This window comes from Bacillus sp. SB49 (genome assembly GCF_000469135.2).
GTDB lineage: Bacteria > Bacillota > Bacilli > Bacillales > Halobacillaceae > Halobacillus.
Genome location: NZ_CP048117.1, coordinates 1517188 through 1530892, shown reverse-complemented (window position 1 = coordinate 1530892; position 13705 = coordinate 1517188). Strand labels below are relative to the sequence as shown.

The window sequence follows — 13705 nt, the reverse complement described above, 5'->3', positions numbered from 1 at the left end:
GTGCCATCATAGTTTCCTACCTCCTTGTGTTTGTTTTACATGTAATGGATAAAGGATGATTTACGGTCCAGCCATTGATCTTTCACTGTTGGATGATATCCAGGCAGCTGTTGGTATTTCTTCCGCTTGTTCTTAACAACGGTAACTTTGAAGATAAGAAAATTCATCGTCATGGGTAACGCTCCTTTCATAAGAGTAATTTTATATCAAAAGAGTAAATTTACTCTTTGATAGCATAATAAAAAGCCGCAGGTGGCCTGCAGCTTCTTTAAAACGGATTTCTCCACTAAAAAAGCCACAGGAATACATTATGCATCACCTGCGGCTCCTATGAGTGCTATTTCGCAATTTGGTCAATAAGCTCAGAAGTTGGTTCCTGCGCAGGTCGATAATATGAAGTTGGCTGAAGTTTGAATCATGTTATATGCCATTGTAGTCGACCTCGCTTTCTGAGAAATTTTGTTTACACTGGAAAGTATATAGGACTATTTTCCAAAAGTAAAGCACTTTTCACTAAATTTTCAAAATAATAGCTTGACAGACAGAGCATACCTTATCCAACCATCTCACCTTCGACCTTTTTGTCCAATTCATGAAGAAGCTGAACAGCCATACTTTTATCCATTTCTTTGTAATGATGGAGCCCCATCGGCTGTTCATCTTTCTCGTCTGCTTTCCTAACCACTTCCTGCAGATCCGTTCGTTTTCCATCCAACCCGAAAGGAAGATAGCTGTCCGTATGGAGAAGAACCGCGAGAGACACTTCCTTGGCACGAAGGCGGTCTTCTCCAAGCCTGATCAAAAGCTTATGGGCCCGCTCCGCTCCTTTTATAGCATGAATATCGTGCTTGCGATACTCATCGTAATCCCACTTCCCGTCCCTGTACCATTCATAATGCCCCATGTCATGAAGAAGCGCGGATTTCGTGGCAAGGTCAGGGTCGACACCTGCCTCCACCGCCATATCATAGGCATACCCGGCTACGGTGACCGCGTGGTTGATACCTGACCGCTGCAAATACTTTTGTGTAATGCGATGTTTGAATACATCCACTAATGTCACTCGTTTCATACGATCACCTCCAATTTTTTTAGAAATCATACCACGTTCTCCGAATACCGACAAGCAAATCCATGTTTACCTTTCCCCTTCTGTAGGAAAATAGAAACAAGGAGGTAAGCACATGACATTCCATAATGAATTAGTAATGATTACGGGAGCTGCGAACGGCATCGGAAAAGGCCTTTCGTTATACTATGCAGAAAAAGGTGCGCAGGTTATAGCGCTGGATGTCGATGAGGAGGCGGGAAAAAAGCTTTCGGATGAAAATCCAGCCATCCATTTCCTTGTCTGCGACGTGCGTGATCCATCCGCTATCAAGAAAATCCACGAAGATGTAAAAAAACGTTTCGGAACGATAACGATCTTGATTAACAATGCGGGCGTCAGCCGCTTTCAATCCCTTTTCGATATCGACGCAGAAGGGTTTGATGATGTGATTCACACCAACTTGAGAAGTTGTTTCCTCATGTCGAAATATGCAGCAGAATTGTGGAGAGAGACGGGAACCAAGGGCCGAATCGTTCATATCGCTTCCACCCGGGCATTCATGAGTGAACCGGACTCGGAAGCCTATGCAGCTAGTAAAGGCGGAATTTATGCATTGACCCATGCCCTGGCTGCATCCTTAAGTCCTTATCAAATCAGAGTAAACGCCGTAAGCCCCGGGTGGATCCATACAGGAGACGCAGAAGACCTGAGGGACATCGACCATCAACAGCATCTTTCCGGGCGCGCCGGTAACGTCAGAGACGTAGCCAAAGCCTGTGCATACCTGACAGACCCTGATAACCACTTCGTAAATGGAGAAAATATTGTCCTTGACGGCGGGATGACACGGAAGATGATCTACGAGCACTGAATCCGGTCAGGTTTATATGATCCGGGAGGCGGGTAGTTTCTATACAACTATACTATTTCGGAGGTGACTGCCGGTGAGTGAACTGTCCTCTTACCAGGTCCAACTGCGCCAACCATTAGAAACGAACCAAATCATGAAATTATATAAACTGATTTCCCGCGGCGGTTGTGATTTATACTTACATCAGGACCAACTGATTACGGACGCCAAGCATCTGCCAAAGCTCCTTTCCTTCTTCCTTTGCATGAAGATGGAGGAACCACTCGTCCTGATCATCGGCGGCGAGCGCTGTGCAGAAATTTATACAGACATAGAAAACTTATGGGCTGCTAACGGTGCCGTCAGCACCCCGCGCCAACAGTACAGCGAAGCAGCTCTTAAAAATGTAAGCTCTGTATTCGTGTAATCCAAAGAACCCGCACCTGAGAATCAGGATGCGGGTTCTTTCTGTTGGCGGGTCTGCTTTTTTTTGAAATAATTCCAGTGAAATTGAACGAATCCTACAGCTATGATTCCCGCGAAAAAAAGGAAAATATTGCTGTAGATCGCCGTGTCCCCTTGAAAACCGATTCCGTGGAGCGGTGAGACAGGTTCATAAAGATCCAAAGCCTTCCCGATCAAAGCACCGCTTAAAGCACCGGAGATAAAATTGATCAGGTTGAAGACTCCCATCCCCACTCCCGTCTCCTTGTCATCGAGTATATTGGCAAGTATGTCGGCGGACGAGGCCTGAACAAGCGGGAAACTCATGTAGGCGACAATCATGGCTGCCCCGACAACATAAGGATGGGCTCCGACGATGAATGACAGCAGGAGAAAACCTGAGATCAGCAGTATCATCGCAGTATATAGAACAAACGTATTTCCTTTCGTATCGACAAGACTGCCCCCCTTCTGCCCCATAAGCGCTGCACTGACGGCTCCGGGAAACAGGACGAGGCCAATCATCATCGTCTCCATTTGATAAGCGTCCCGGAACATGATTGGAAGCATGAACATCATTCCGAATAAACAGAGCACGGCAAGAAAGCTTGTAATGATCGTCGTTCTGTAAGGAACATCCTTGAACAAGTGCGTCGGAATGAACGGCTCGGCAATTGTCCGCATCCGCCACACGTTTAAGGCGAGGAACAGGCCGGAAGCGACAAAAAGCAAGGGCATATCAAGTGTGATACCTATTAATAGGGTAGATATGAATCCTGCAATCAAGGCGGCACCAATGAAATCGATATACCCCTTTTTCGCTTCTTCCTGAGGAAGGTTCTTCCTTAAGAAGGGCAGCGTGACAATAATAGCTGCAGAGGTCAGGAACAAATACCTCCAGTCTAAGAAGCCTGCGATAAAACCGCCTGCTATCGGTCCAATACCGGAAGCGAATGCCATGACGGATGCAACAATCCCAAGCACCCGACCACGCTCATGCTTGAAATATTTCAAAGGGGCAAGGAATACGAGGGCCGGAATCATGGCGCCACCCAAAGCCTGGAGCACTCTTGCCGCCAAGACCATGGCATAGTTCTGAGCGAAGAAACCAAACAACGATGAAGCGCTGAATATGATCAACCCGTACGTAATCAACGTCCTGTAAGGATAAAAGTCAGCCAGTTTCCCATATGTCAAAGCTCCGATAGCGTATACCATAATGTATCCTGTCATCACCCAGCTGACTTCCGACGGCATCAAATGATAAGTCTCTGCAATGTCAGGAACGGCTATATTGAACATCGTACCGTTCATAACGGACATCATCATGACCGCACATAAAGAAATTAACAGCCCACGCGGATTTTTCACACGTTGGTCCACATGTCTTACCTCCCTTTCTTTCGAGTATCGAAATGAATCATACAGCACTTCACAAGAGAAAGCAACAAGAGTATACACAACCACTTAAAAAAGTCGGAATATTTAGATATAATGAAAGGTGTAATAGGATAAGGAGGGTTGCTTCATGTACGATGTCGCCATTATCGGCGGTGGCCCGGCAGGCGCAAGTGCCGGACTTTTCACCGCCAAAGCAGGCAAGAAGACAGTCGTATTCGATCACGGAAAAAGCATAACGAAGATGGCCTGGGTGGAAAATCATTACGGAGTGGACGGAATCAAAGGGCCGGACCTCTTGAAACAGGGACAGGCCCAGGCAGCGAAGTTCGGAGCAGAGATTGTATCGGAAACCGTAAACGGAATTGTCACTAAAGGCGAAGCACATGAGATTCAAACCGAAACCCGCTCCTACGAAGTCGAACACATCATCTTTGCAACTGGCATGTCCGTCAAGGCAGCGGAAAATCTTGGCGTAGACATTATAAAAGGCACCGAGCCCCGGGTCGCAAAAATAATCCAAACAGACGAAAACGGGCACACATCGATGCCTAAAGTTTGGGCGGCAGGGACCGCAGCAGGCGCAAGTGTCCATACCATCATCACTGCAGGAGATGGAGCAAAAGTAGCGGTCAACGTTATCAGCGCCCTGAATGGAAAGCGCTACGTCGACCATGATGTATTGGAATAAAAGTTCGGATAACGGGAGCAGCCCGTCATCCATTTGCTTTATTTGCTTAGACCTGTCACACTTGTAACGTAATGTTTTATGGGAAAGTGCAGGTGAAAATAATGATTGAAGTACGTACATCCCGTTTCGAGGATGAGGAGTTGAACAGAGGAATGTTTGCAACCCGCGACATTGCCAAAGACGAACTGATCCACGAAGCGCCCGTCATCCCCTACCCCAACAGCGAACACGTGCATATTGAAAAGACGCGTCTTGCCGACTATGCCTTTGAATACGGGGAGAACCATACCGCCTTTTTGCTCGGTTATGGAATGATGTTCAATCACTCCTACGAACCGAATGCCAATTATAAAATTAACTTCGAGCAGCATACGTTCGATTTCTATGCTTATAAGGACATTAAACAAGGAGAAGAAGTGTTCATCAACTATAATGGTTTCGTAGATGAGCAGGAGCTTCTATGGTTTGACAAAGAAGAAGAATAAGAAAAAGGCCGGGGACACGTGACCCCGGCCTTTTTTTGAAAGCATTAATCAAACCATCCTTTGTTACGGAACCAGATGTACATCCCTACCGCAACGCTGATCATGATGATCCAAACAACCAGATAACCGTATGTGGTACTTAATTCCGGCATGTTTGAGAAGTTCATCCCATACACGCCTACGATAAAGGTCAGCGGCATGAAGATGACCGAAATAACCGTAAGGATCTGCATCGTCCGGTTCGTTTCATGGGAGTTTAAGGATAAATAACTGTCCCGGATATCCTGCGTCATCTCCCTGTTGGAAGCGATCATGTCCGCCACTTTGACCAAATGATCGTGGATATCAGCAAAGTATTCCCTCCGGTCAAAAACCCCGTCCAAATGGTGGGAGTTCAAAATACGATACAGTAAGTCGCGCATCGGATGGACCGTTTGACGCAGCGTCAAAAGTTCCCCTCTGCGATCAAACAGCTCCTCCAGCAACCGCTCCATGGAAAGGTTCTTCGTATTGTCCTCGATATCATTGATGTGATCCTCAATCTTATAGATGATCGGGAAATAATTGTCTACGACCTTATCGAGAATCTGGTGGAACACGAAATATTCATCGACCTCTTGGTAATCTTTTACGCGTCGGACCATCCGTTTCGCCTGTTCAAGCGGATCGTTTTTCTCTTTATGAAAGGTTACGATCGAGCAGTCACCAAGGAAGATATCGATCTCCTTCTTCTCAAGCTCCATTCGACTGACCGAGTGGATGACAAAAAAAGTATGGTCGTCGTAATAATCCAGCTTCGGTCGCTGCAACCCTTGCAGACAGTCTTCGATGGCGAGCGGATGGAAATGGAATTCCGTTTCCAGCATCCCGATTTCTTCCTTCGTCGGCTCTTCGAAATCCACCCAGTACCAGTCCCAAGTCTCAGACCGCAGCTCCTGCATCGGTATTCCTTCCTGCATCCCCTTCTCTTTGGAGTAAGCCATAATGTTTATCATTGCTATCACCTGCCATTTATGTACGATACCTTTTTTCTTTACCCTCTGCAACATTCCTTCAAACAGGGCCGTCAGGATGTGGTACGATGGAAAAAAAGGAAAGAACGGAGGATGCGGGCATGGCAGATACGGATAAAGCACTGCATATACAAGGACGGCTCGTACGTTTGAGAAGCATCGAGGATACGGATATTCCCGTCCTTTATGACTTGATTTATCAAGGATTCGAGCCGGAGTGGAAGAAGTGGGACGCTCCTTACTACCCGTTGGAGCCGCACACGTTGGAAAGCTACCGCAGCCACGAGCACGCAAGAAAAGCAAGGCTGAAGAATGGAGAACCGGACTCTCGATTAATTATAGAAGTCGAAGGCCGAATCATCGGTACCGTCACCTATTACTGGGAACACAAGCCTTCCCTCTGGCTCGAAGTCGGTATCGGCATCTATGACCCGCACTACTGGAACGGCGGTTACGGTTCCGAGGCTTTGGAATTGTGGATCGATCACTTGTTCCGTCATCTCCCGCTCGCACGGGTCGGGCTCACGACATGGTCAAGAAACGAACGGATGATGCGGGTCGGCGAGAAATTGGGAATGAAAGTCGAAGGCAGAATGCGTAAGTGCCGAATTTATGAAGGCGCCTACTACGATTCGATTCGGATGGGAATCCTGAGGGAAGAATGGAATAGACGGATGGTTCTATAGAATCAAGACAGGATCATCTATCTTTTACAATCATCGAAAACAACGATTTTCTTCTGAATAAAAAGAGGACTCCACGAATTGCGGGGTCCTCTTTTTACTGAATTCTTATTTAAATAGACTCATGGAGGAAGGTGGATAACAGCCGGGAATCGGCTTTTGCCTTTATTTCATAATCTTTTTTGGTATAAACGATTCCCTCCATTAAGAGCCTCGCCGTCCTTCCGATTTTCACCCGGACATCCGGATCTTCGGTAATATATGCTTCCAGAACGCCTCCAGGATGTCCGATCCGAAGGGAATCCTGCGACCGGATTGCCAGATCAGAGAGCACGGTACCAGTCAACCTGCTTGCAACGGAGAGGCAGACGGCCCCTGTAATAGCCAGGGCCTTGTGCGGCTTCTGCATTGACATCATTCTAACAAGCACGTCAACGTCCTCTTTCTCATGAGTAATTCCTTGGATATCCGTGTGCTTAGAAGTCTCGGCTACAATAGTCAATTTCGGTACAGCAGGTGATTGGTCAGAAGCATCCTCCTTCGCTGAGAACCCACAAAGCTCAGCTGCTATCGAACGGACTTCCTCCAACCTCTTTAATGTTTCACTGGAAAAATCATCCGGTAGTTCATCTCCTGCGAGTCCGACGTGAGCAGCATTTACCATCACGAGCGGATTGGCCACATCCACAATGGAAATAGGAATGGTACCATAAGAGCACGCAACGTACTCTTTAGGCTTCCCGGAAGGAAAAATTCTCCCAGTAACGGCCCCTTCCGGTTTCTCGAAGGAAAGAAAAATCGGCGATCCACTTCCAGGGACGCCCGGAATCTCGTAGCTTCCCTCCGTCTTGACTTTACCGCCTTCGACTTCCACCTCTGCACTTATCAGCTTCTTCGTATTTGTGTTCCATATTTGAACCGTCGTAACCGGCTCAAGGAGATCCACCATCCCTTTACTGATTGCATATGGTCCGACAGCGGATGAGATATTGCCACAATTCCCATTAAAATCTACGACTTGTTTGTCAAGACTGACTTGCGCGAACGTGTAGTCTACGTGATGGAACGGATGGGTGCTTTTACTGATGATCGCCACTTTACTTGTAAGGGAATTTGCCCCTCCCAATCCATCGATTTGATTGGGATCGGGGCTCCCCATGATATCGAGAAGAAACGGCTCCCACTCTTCTCGATCGGCAGGCATGTGATCCTTCAAAATAAATACACCTTTGCTCGTTCCCCCTCGCATAAGAGTCACCGGAACTTTATACATACGCTATCCTCTCCTCCAGGAATACTATTGTGATCAGGTTGGTTCTAGCGTACAATGGAAGTCACCATAAGAAAAATCACGAATTTTGATCTTATCAGATAAAAATATTTTATAATAGGAGGCTCGACATGGATCAAAAAGATTGGGACATCCTGCGTGCTGTAGATGAAAGGAAAAGCTTGACCAAAGCAGCCGAGGCCCTGTTCATATCTCAACCAGCCTTGAGTTACCGTTTAAAACAGCTGGAGGATACCTTTCAAGCAAAACTCTTCTTCCGCACGAAGACAGGCATTGCATTCACCTCGGAAGGAGAACACCTCGTCGCCTATGCAAAAAGACAGCTCCAAGAGCTGCAGACCTTGTCCGATGAACTGATGAACATTGGTAAAGAGGTGCGGGGCACGTTAAGAATCGGTGTTTCCAGTAACTTCGCCCAATATAAACTCCCTGCTCTTTTAAAGAAATTTTCGGAGCAATACCCGAACATTCAATTCGACGTTCAAACAGGATGGAGTGTTGAAATTAAGAATTTGTTGAGCCGGTCCCATATCCACCTCGGCATTTTGAGAGGAGATTATGATTGGGAAGGCGAAAAACAGCTGCTCATTAAGGAACAGCTCCATATCATTTCCAAAGACGCAGTCGCTGTGGAGGATTTACCGAGCCTCCCGTTTATTAACTACAAGACAGATAATTCCCTGCAGTCGCTCATTACGAAGTGGTGGAACAATCATTTTTCCCAGTCCCCGTACTCTCCAATGGAAGTGGATCGTCAGGAAACGAGTAAAGAAATGGTCAAGCACGGCCTCGGGTTTGCGGTAGTACCGGAAATCTGTCTCCGTCCATCCGATCAGCTGTACACAGAAGGGCTTCATTATAAGAACGGGGAACCTGTCATGCGGGATACATGGTTAATGTACAGGCCGGACTACTTGAAGCTTCACATTGTCAAAGCCTTCATCGACTTCCTCATGAGCCAGCAAAAAGTTAAATTATAAAAAAAATTTATTTAACCTCATAATTTTTCGCTATTTTACTTATGTCCTGTTTTTTTATAACCTTATGCCAACCACATAAAAAGGAGGACGAACAGTGAATAAAATGTATGCGCTTACTTTTATATGCATATGCGCCTTATGCTTAACCGGATGCTCTTCTCTCACGCTCGGTCAGTCCAAGCTATCAACTTCGGATAAGGAAGGCATCGGAACAGATCTTTTGACGATGGTAGTTCCCTATAACTCCGGAGGCGGCACAGATGTCTTCGGAAGATATATGTCGAACCCACTTGCTTCTCATATAGAATCGAAGCCGAGTATCCAGGTGGAGAACATCCCCGGTGGAGGAAGCATCACAGGCGCCAACGAATACATCACTTCCTATGACAGAGACGGGAGCAACCTCATCACGACAAGTGCCTCCACACACATCCCGCTTCTTCTGGGTCAATCATCTGTAAAATACAACTTCGAAGATTTAAACCCCATCATCGGCGCTCCTACCGGGGCTGTCGTCTATGTATCCGACTCCCTTGGAATAGAGAGCGCATCAGATCTGAATGAACTGGATGAGAAGCTTTACTTTGCAGGCATGTCACCGACGGGGCTCGACCTCACTACCTTGATTTCCTTTGAGGTATTGGGAATGGATGCGAAGGCTGTCCTCGGGTATGAAGGAAGAGGACCTGCCAGAGTGGCATTCGAGCAAGGGGAAAGCAATATCGATTTTCAGACGACCACCGCTTATAAGAGGAATATAGAACCAAGAGTGGAAGAAGGAAGTGCTGTACCACTCTACAGCCTTGGACAGATTGATGAAAAAGGCAACGTCGTACGCGACCCGCAGTTTCCTGATCTCCCTACTGTGAAGGAAGTCTATGAAGATCTATATGGAAAGGAACCGTCCGGGGAAGACTGGAACGCCTACAAACACTTCCTGAATGCGACTTACACGCTACAGAAAGTCATCTGGGTCCACGAGGATGCCCCCGAATCTACCAAAAAAGAACTGGAAGAAGCGGCGGATCGTTTGAAATCTGATGAAGATTTCCTGAAGGAGTCAGCGGAAATTCTTGAAGACTACGAGCTATATACAAATGAAGAATTGAAACAACGAATTACCAGTTTAGAAGAAAACACTACTCCGGAAATGATCGACTGGATCTATGACTTCCTACTGCACGAACACGGAGTTGATGTGAAAAAATTATGAAGAGATGAGGTGTCCATATGTTGGAAAGTGCAGTGTCAGCTTTGCATATTGTCCTTGACCCTTCCCGTATGCTGTTTATGGTTCTCGGAATTGGTCTCGGTATTGTTGTAGGATTGCTTCCGGGGCTCGGAGGTACCGTCGGGATGTCCCTTCTCCTTCCGTTTATATTCGGAATGGACCCTTACATCGGCATGGCGTTACTAATCGGAATGGTCGCTGTTGTCCACACCGGGGACACCTTCCCTTCGGTCCTGCTCGGTATACCTGGTTCATCGGGATCTCAGGCAACCATCATGGACGGATATCCCCTCGCGAAAAAAGGCCAGGCAGCACGTGCCATGGGGGCAGCTTTGTTCTGTTCGATGATCGGAGGCGTCATCGGAGGAATTGCCCTTTACGCCGCTATCCCTTTTGCTACTCCTCTCATCACGAGCTTTTCTTCCCCGGAACTGTTTATGCTGACCATGCTTGGTTTAAGCATGGCCGGCCTTCTGGCTGGCAATTCTCCAGCTAAGGGAGCGATGTCCGGTCTTCTCGGACTTTTAATAGGCTCTGTCGGCAGCGCCCCGGCCATCACAGAATACCGCTATACTTTCGATTTTCTATATTTATCAAACGGACTCTCTCTTCCAGTTGTTGCGCTTGCCATTTTTGCATTCCCCATTCTCATCACTATGCTGACGGATAAAGGCAGCGTATCAGATACCGGCAAATTACAAGGCGGCGTGTTGGAAGGGGTAAAGGATGGCCTCCGCAATAAGTTCCTTATCTTTCGGAGTGCCGTCCTCGGGAGCCTCATCGGCTTCATTCCCGGACTCGGCGGGAGCGTCGTCGATTGGCTCGCTTATGGAGCCGGGAAGAAAACCGTGAAGAACAATAATTTTGGGGAAGGAGATATCAGGGGAGTCATCGCTCCGGAGAGTGCTAACAACGCCAAAGAAGGAGGCTCTCTCATCCCTACCCTTCTCTTCGGCATCCCAGGAAGCGGAACGACAGCCATTTTACTTGGAGGATTGATTCTAATGGGGTTGGAGGCAGGTCCGAGAATGTTGACAAACGACCTCCCCGTCACGCTTTCCATTGTATGGACACTTGTTATTGCAAATATTGTCGGTGCGCTGATGTGTATGGTACTCATCCGTCCCATTGCAAAAATCAGTCTTATTCCGGGTGAAAAGCTGGTTCCTTTCCTGGTCATTCTATTATTAATCGGGGCCTATCAAAGCAACTTCGCATGGGGAGATATCGTGACCTTCCTTGTCATTGGACTGCTCGGATATGTCATGACAATCCTCGACTGGCCGCGGCCGCCGCTTTTGATCGGCTTCGTCCTGGCCATTTCCGCAGAAAGGTACTACTGGATTTCCATTGAACGTTATGGATGGGAATGGATCAGCAACCCGATCGTCATCGCACTGGCGGTCCTGATCGTCGTATTACTTACAGGCGGTTCTGTAATGAAAAGAATCAGCGGCCGCATTCAGAAAGAAGGTGTGTAAGCATGGATAAACAAAAGTTGAATATCGCTTTTACTATTTTCTTATTCGCATTATTTACCTGGGCTGCCATCACAGCACTCTCTTTCTCAAGGCTTGCTCAGTTTTTTCCCATTTACGTATCAACAGCGGGAAGCATCGTCACCGGACTGTACCTCTGCTCTGAAATCATCAAATATGTAAAGCAGAAAGATAAGAAGCATCAGAAAGTTCTTATTGTCCAGCCGCTTATTTATCTCGCCTGGATTGTAGGATATGTAATACTGATTTACATCATCGGAGTGCTGGCAGCTTCCGCGGTCTTCCTGATGACTTTTCTAGTAAAGGAATCCCGATTCACCATCGGCAAGGCGGCGTACTCAACGGGAATTACAATCGTTGCCCTGATCGTTCTCAGCACCTTCATGAAAATTGCCTGGCCGGAAAGCCTGCTTGGTTTATAATGGAGTGCTGTTTTGCGCTGGGACGCATGGAGGAAAGCACTCTGCTTTCCGGAGCCTTCTCTCCCTGTAATCCGATAAAAAAACGCGGCCCTTTTATAGAAGGACCGCGCTTTTTTTTATCCGAAATACGTATTCAAAGGTGGAACAATCTGCTTCTTACGGCTGACGACACCAGGAAGGACGGCTTGATTACCGTCAAGCGTTACGTCAAATGCTTTCGCTACCGCGTCTGTCGCTTCGCCTACGGCTACGACGGTGGAGTCACTTTCAAGGATGTCTGTAACAACAAGGACGAAGAGATCAAGCCCTTTATCCGCTGTTACTTTTTCAATCGCCTGCTCCAGTTCACCTTTACGGGAAAGCACATCGTTCGTGTCAACCGTATTCACCTGAGCAATCTCTACTTTCTTATCACCCATAGAGAATTCCTTCGCATCAAGAGAAATCAACTGCTCTGCTGTTTTGTCGCTGATGTCAGCTCCGGCTTTCAGCATTTGAAGGCCGTATTCTTCCGCATCGACACCTGCGATGGCAGCAAGCTCTTCCGCCGCTTTACGGTCTTCCTCTGTGCATGTCGGGGATTTAAACAAGAGAGAGTCGGAAATGATCGCAGAAAGCATCAGTCCGGCCATTTGTTTCGGCACTTCTTTTCCGTGCTCTTTATAAAGCTTGTTCAAGATCGTTGCCGTACATCCGACAGGCTCTGCACGATAATAAAGAGGGCCTTTCGTCTCGAAGTTCGCGATTCTGTGGTGGTCGATCACTTCAAGCACCTGGACATCATCAATATCGTCGGCACTCTGCTGGCGTTCGTTGTGATCGACAAGAATAACCTGTTCCACTTCGTCGGATACACGTTCTACGAAACGAGGCGCCTCCACATTGAATTGTTCAAGGGCAAACTGTGTCTCTCCCCCTACTTCACCGAGGCGGACGGCTTCCGCGTCTTCCCCAATCGTCTTTTTCAGATCCGCATACACAAGTGCAGAACAGATCGTGTCCGTATCCGGGTTCTTGTGACCGAAAACTAGAGTTTTAGCCAAAATAATCTTCCTTTCTATAATCGAAGTATGTAAGCATTACGTCTTTTCGATTATAAAATAGAATACCGGAAGAGTCCAACTTCTCCTATAGGAAAAATGATTACCGGCGCTCCTTCAGAAAACATGCCGCAGCGGCATATCCGGCCACCATTTGGACGACAGGACTCGCAGACGGATTGGTAACAAGGACTCCGGGAAGCAGCGCAGGCAGAGGAAGCACGAAAGGAACGAATAGAAAATAGAGGCAAAGAGTGATCACCCCCACCCCTTTCCTATTCCACCTCCATAAGACGTCTTTCTTCCTCCATTGTGTTATTTTTTCAAATTTCAACAGAAAACCGGCAGGAATATAAGCCGTTTGACCGAAGATTATATAAGGGTAAACAATAAACGACTCTGCCGCCAGCGTCTGAAGCTTCGATTGTATAAAAGAAACCAGCCATAAATAAAAGAAGAAAACAGCTGCTTTCCAAATGATCGCCTGATACCTTCCCATTATCCATCTCCTCCTTTTCTATCACTCTATGAATCCGTTCCAATAAAAATCGCTGAAAAGACGTTTACGACAAAAAATTAAGGGAATTGTCAAAAAGATGTTTGAGATTTCACGACATTATGTGTTAG

At 47.0% G+C, this 13705-nt stretch carries 16 protein-coding genes; 9 read left to right on the top strand and 7 right to left on the bottom strand.

What is annotated here, in order from left to right; translation table 11 throughout:
- Positions 1–35 precede the first annotated feature (35 nt).
- Both M662_RS08065 and M662_RS08060 read right to left on the bottom strand, forming a co-directional pair.
- The gene (locus M662_RS08065; RefSeq protein ID WP_161484895.1) at positions 36–173 is read right to left on the bottom strand and encodes a hypothetical protein; all 138 of its coding nucleotides are present in this window, start codon (positions 171–173) and stop codon (positions 36–38) included.
- Between the two features lie 380 nt (positions 174–553).
- Complete coding sequence (locus M662_RS08060) at positions 554–1072, bottom strand: HD domain-containing protein (RefSeq protein ID WP_026577560.1); 519 nt, start codon at positions 1070–1072, stop codon at positions 554–556.
- A 112-nt stretch (positions 1073–1184) separates the two neighbouring features.
- On the opposite strand from M662_RS08060, the gene M662_RS08055 reads away from it, so the two are divergent.
- Together M662_RS08055 and M662_RS08050 are read left to right on the top strand one after the other, a co-directional pair.
- Entirely contained in the window at positions 1185–1922 is a 738-nt protein-coding gene (locus tag M662_RS08055; protein ID WP_026577561.1) for an SDR family NAD(P)-dependent oxidoreductase, read from the top strand.
- A 73-nt stretch (positions 1923–1995) separates the two neighbouring features.
- A complete protein-coding gene (locus M662_RS08050) occupies positions 1996–2328 on the top strand; it encodes a hypothetical protein (RefSeq protein WP_026577562.1) in 333 nt (110 codons plus the stop codon).
- A gap of 23 nt (positions 2329–2351) precedes the next feature.
- Here the strand turns inward: M662_RS08050 and M662_RS08045 are convergent, their stop codons facing one another.
- A complete protein-coding gene (locus tag M662_RS08045) occupies positions 2352–3728 on the bottom strand; it encodes an MFS transporter (protein ID WP_008638378.1) in 1377 nt (458 codons plus the stop codon).
- Positions 3729–3873: 145 nt separating this feature from the next.
- Here M662_RS08045 and M662_RS08040 point away from each other — a divergent pair, with 145 nt between their 5' ends.
- Both M662_RS08040 and M662_RS08035 read left to right on the top strand, forming a co-directional pair.
- Positions 3874–4434, top strand: coding sequence for an FAD-dependent oxidoreductase (locus tag M662_RS08040; protein ID WP_008638379.1), 561 nt, complete (start codon positions 3874–3876; stop codon positions 4432–4434).
- Between the two features lie 101 nt (positions 4435–4535).
- A complete protein-coding gene (locus tag M662_RS08035; protein WP_008638380.1) occupies positions 4536–4919 on the top strand; it encodes an SET domain-containing protein in 384 nt (127 codons plus the stop codon).
- A gap of 44 nt (positions 4920–4963) precedes the next feature.
- On the opposite strand, the gene corA is transcribed toward M662_RS08035, so the two are convergent.
- Positions 4964–5914: a magnesium/cobalt transporter CorA gene (gene corA / locus M662_RS08030; RefSeq protein ID WP_026577563.1), complete on the bottom strand. Its 951-nt coding sequence runs from the start codon at positions 5912–5914 to the stop codon at positions 4964–4966.
- 86 nt (positions 5915–6000) lie between these two features.
- On the opposite strand from corA, the gene M662_RS08025 reads away from it, so the two are divergent.
- Positions 6001–6618, top strand: coding sequence for a GNAT family N-acetyltransferase (locus tag M662_RS08025; RefSeq protein WP_235601459.1), 618 nt, complete (start codon positions 6001–6003; stop codon positions 6616–6618).
- Positions 6619–6727: 109 nt separating this feature from the next.
- Here the strand turns inward: M662_RS08025 and M662_RS08020 are convergent, their stop codons facing one another.
- Positions 6728–7888 carry a 2-methylaconitate cis-trans isomerase PrpF family protein gene (locus M662_RS08020; protein ID WP_026577565.1) on the bottom strand — a complete coding sequence of 387 codons (1161 nt, stop codon included), beginning with the start codon at positions 7886–7888 and terminating at the stop codon, positions 6728–6730.
- 128 nt (positions 7889–8016) lie between these two features.
- Here M662_RS08020 and M662_RS08015 point away from each other — a divergent pair, with 128 nt between their 5' ends.
- From M662_RS08015 to M662_RS08000, 4 genes are all read left to right on the top strand, one after another.
- Positions 8017–8886 (top strand): LysR family transcriptional regulator, encoded by an 870-nt coding sequence (locus tag M662_RS08015; protein WP_008638388.1) that lies wholly within the window; start codon positions 8017–8019, stop codon positions 8884–8886.
- Between the two features lie 103 nt (positions 8887–8989).
- A complete protein-coding gene (locus M662_RS08010; protein ID WP_236096560.1) occupies positions 8990–10099 on the top strand; it encodes a type 2 periplasmic-binding domain-containing protein in 1110 nt (369 codons plus the stop codon).
- A 17-nt stretch (positions 10100–10116) separates the two neighbouring features.
- Complete coding sequence (locus tag M662_RS08005; protein WP_026577567.1) at positions 10117–11598, top strand: tripartite tricarboxylate transporter permease; 1482 nt, start codon at positions 10117–10119, stop codon at positions 11596–11598.
- Between the two features lie 2 nt (positions 11599–11600).
- On the top strand, positions 11601–12038 hold the full coding sequence (locus tag M662_RS08000; protein WP_008638395.1) for a tripartite tricarboxylate transporter TctB family protein: 438 nt from the start codon (positions 11601–11603) through the stop codon (positions 12036–12038).
- Between the two features lie 116 nt (positions 12039–12154).
- Here M662_RS08000 and M662_RS07995 read toward each other — a convergent pair whose 3' ends face one another.
- The gene (locus M662_RS07995; RefSeq protein WP_008638397.1) at positions 12155–13081 is read right to left on the bottom strand and encodes a manganese-dependent inorganic pyrophosphatase; all 927 of its coding nucleotides are present in this window, start codon (positions 13079–13081) and stop codon (positions 12155–12157) included.
- 100 nt (positions 13082–13181) lie between these two features.
- On the bottom strand, positions 13182–13577 hold the full coding sequence (locus tag M662_RS07990; protein ID WP_026577568.1) for a hypothetical protein: 396 nt from the start codon (positions 13575–13577) through the stop codon (positions 13182–13184).
- Between the last annotated feature and the right edge of the window lie 128 nt (positions 13578–13705).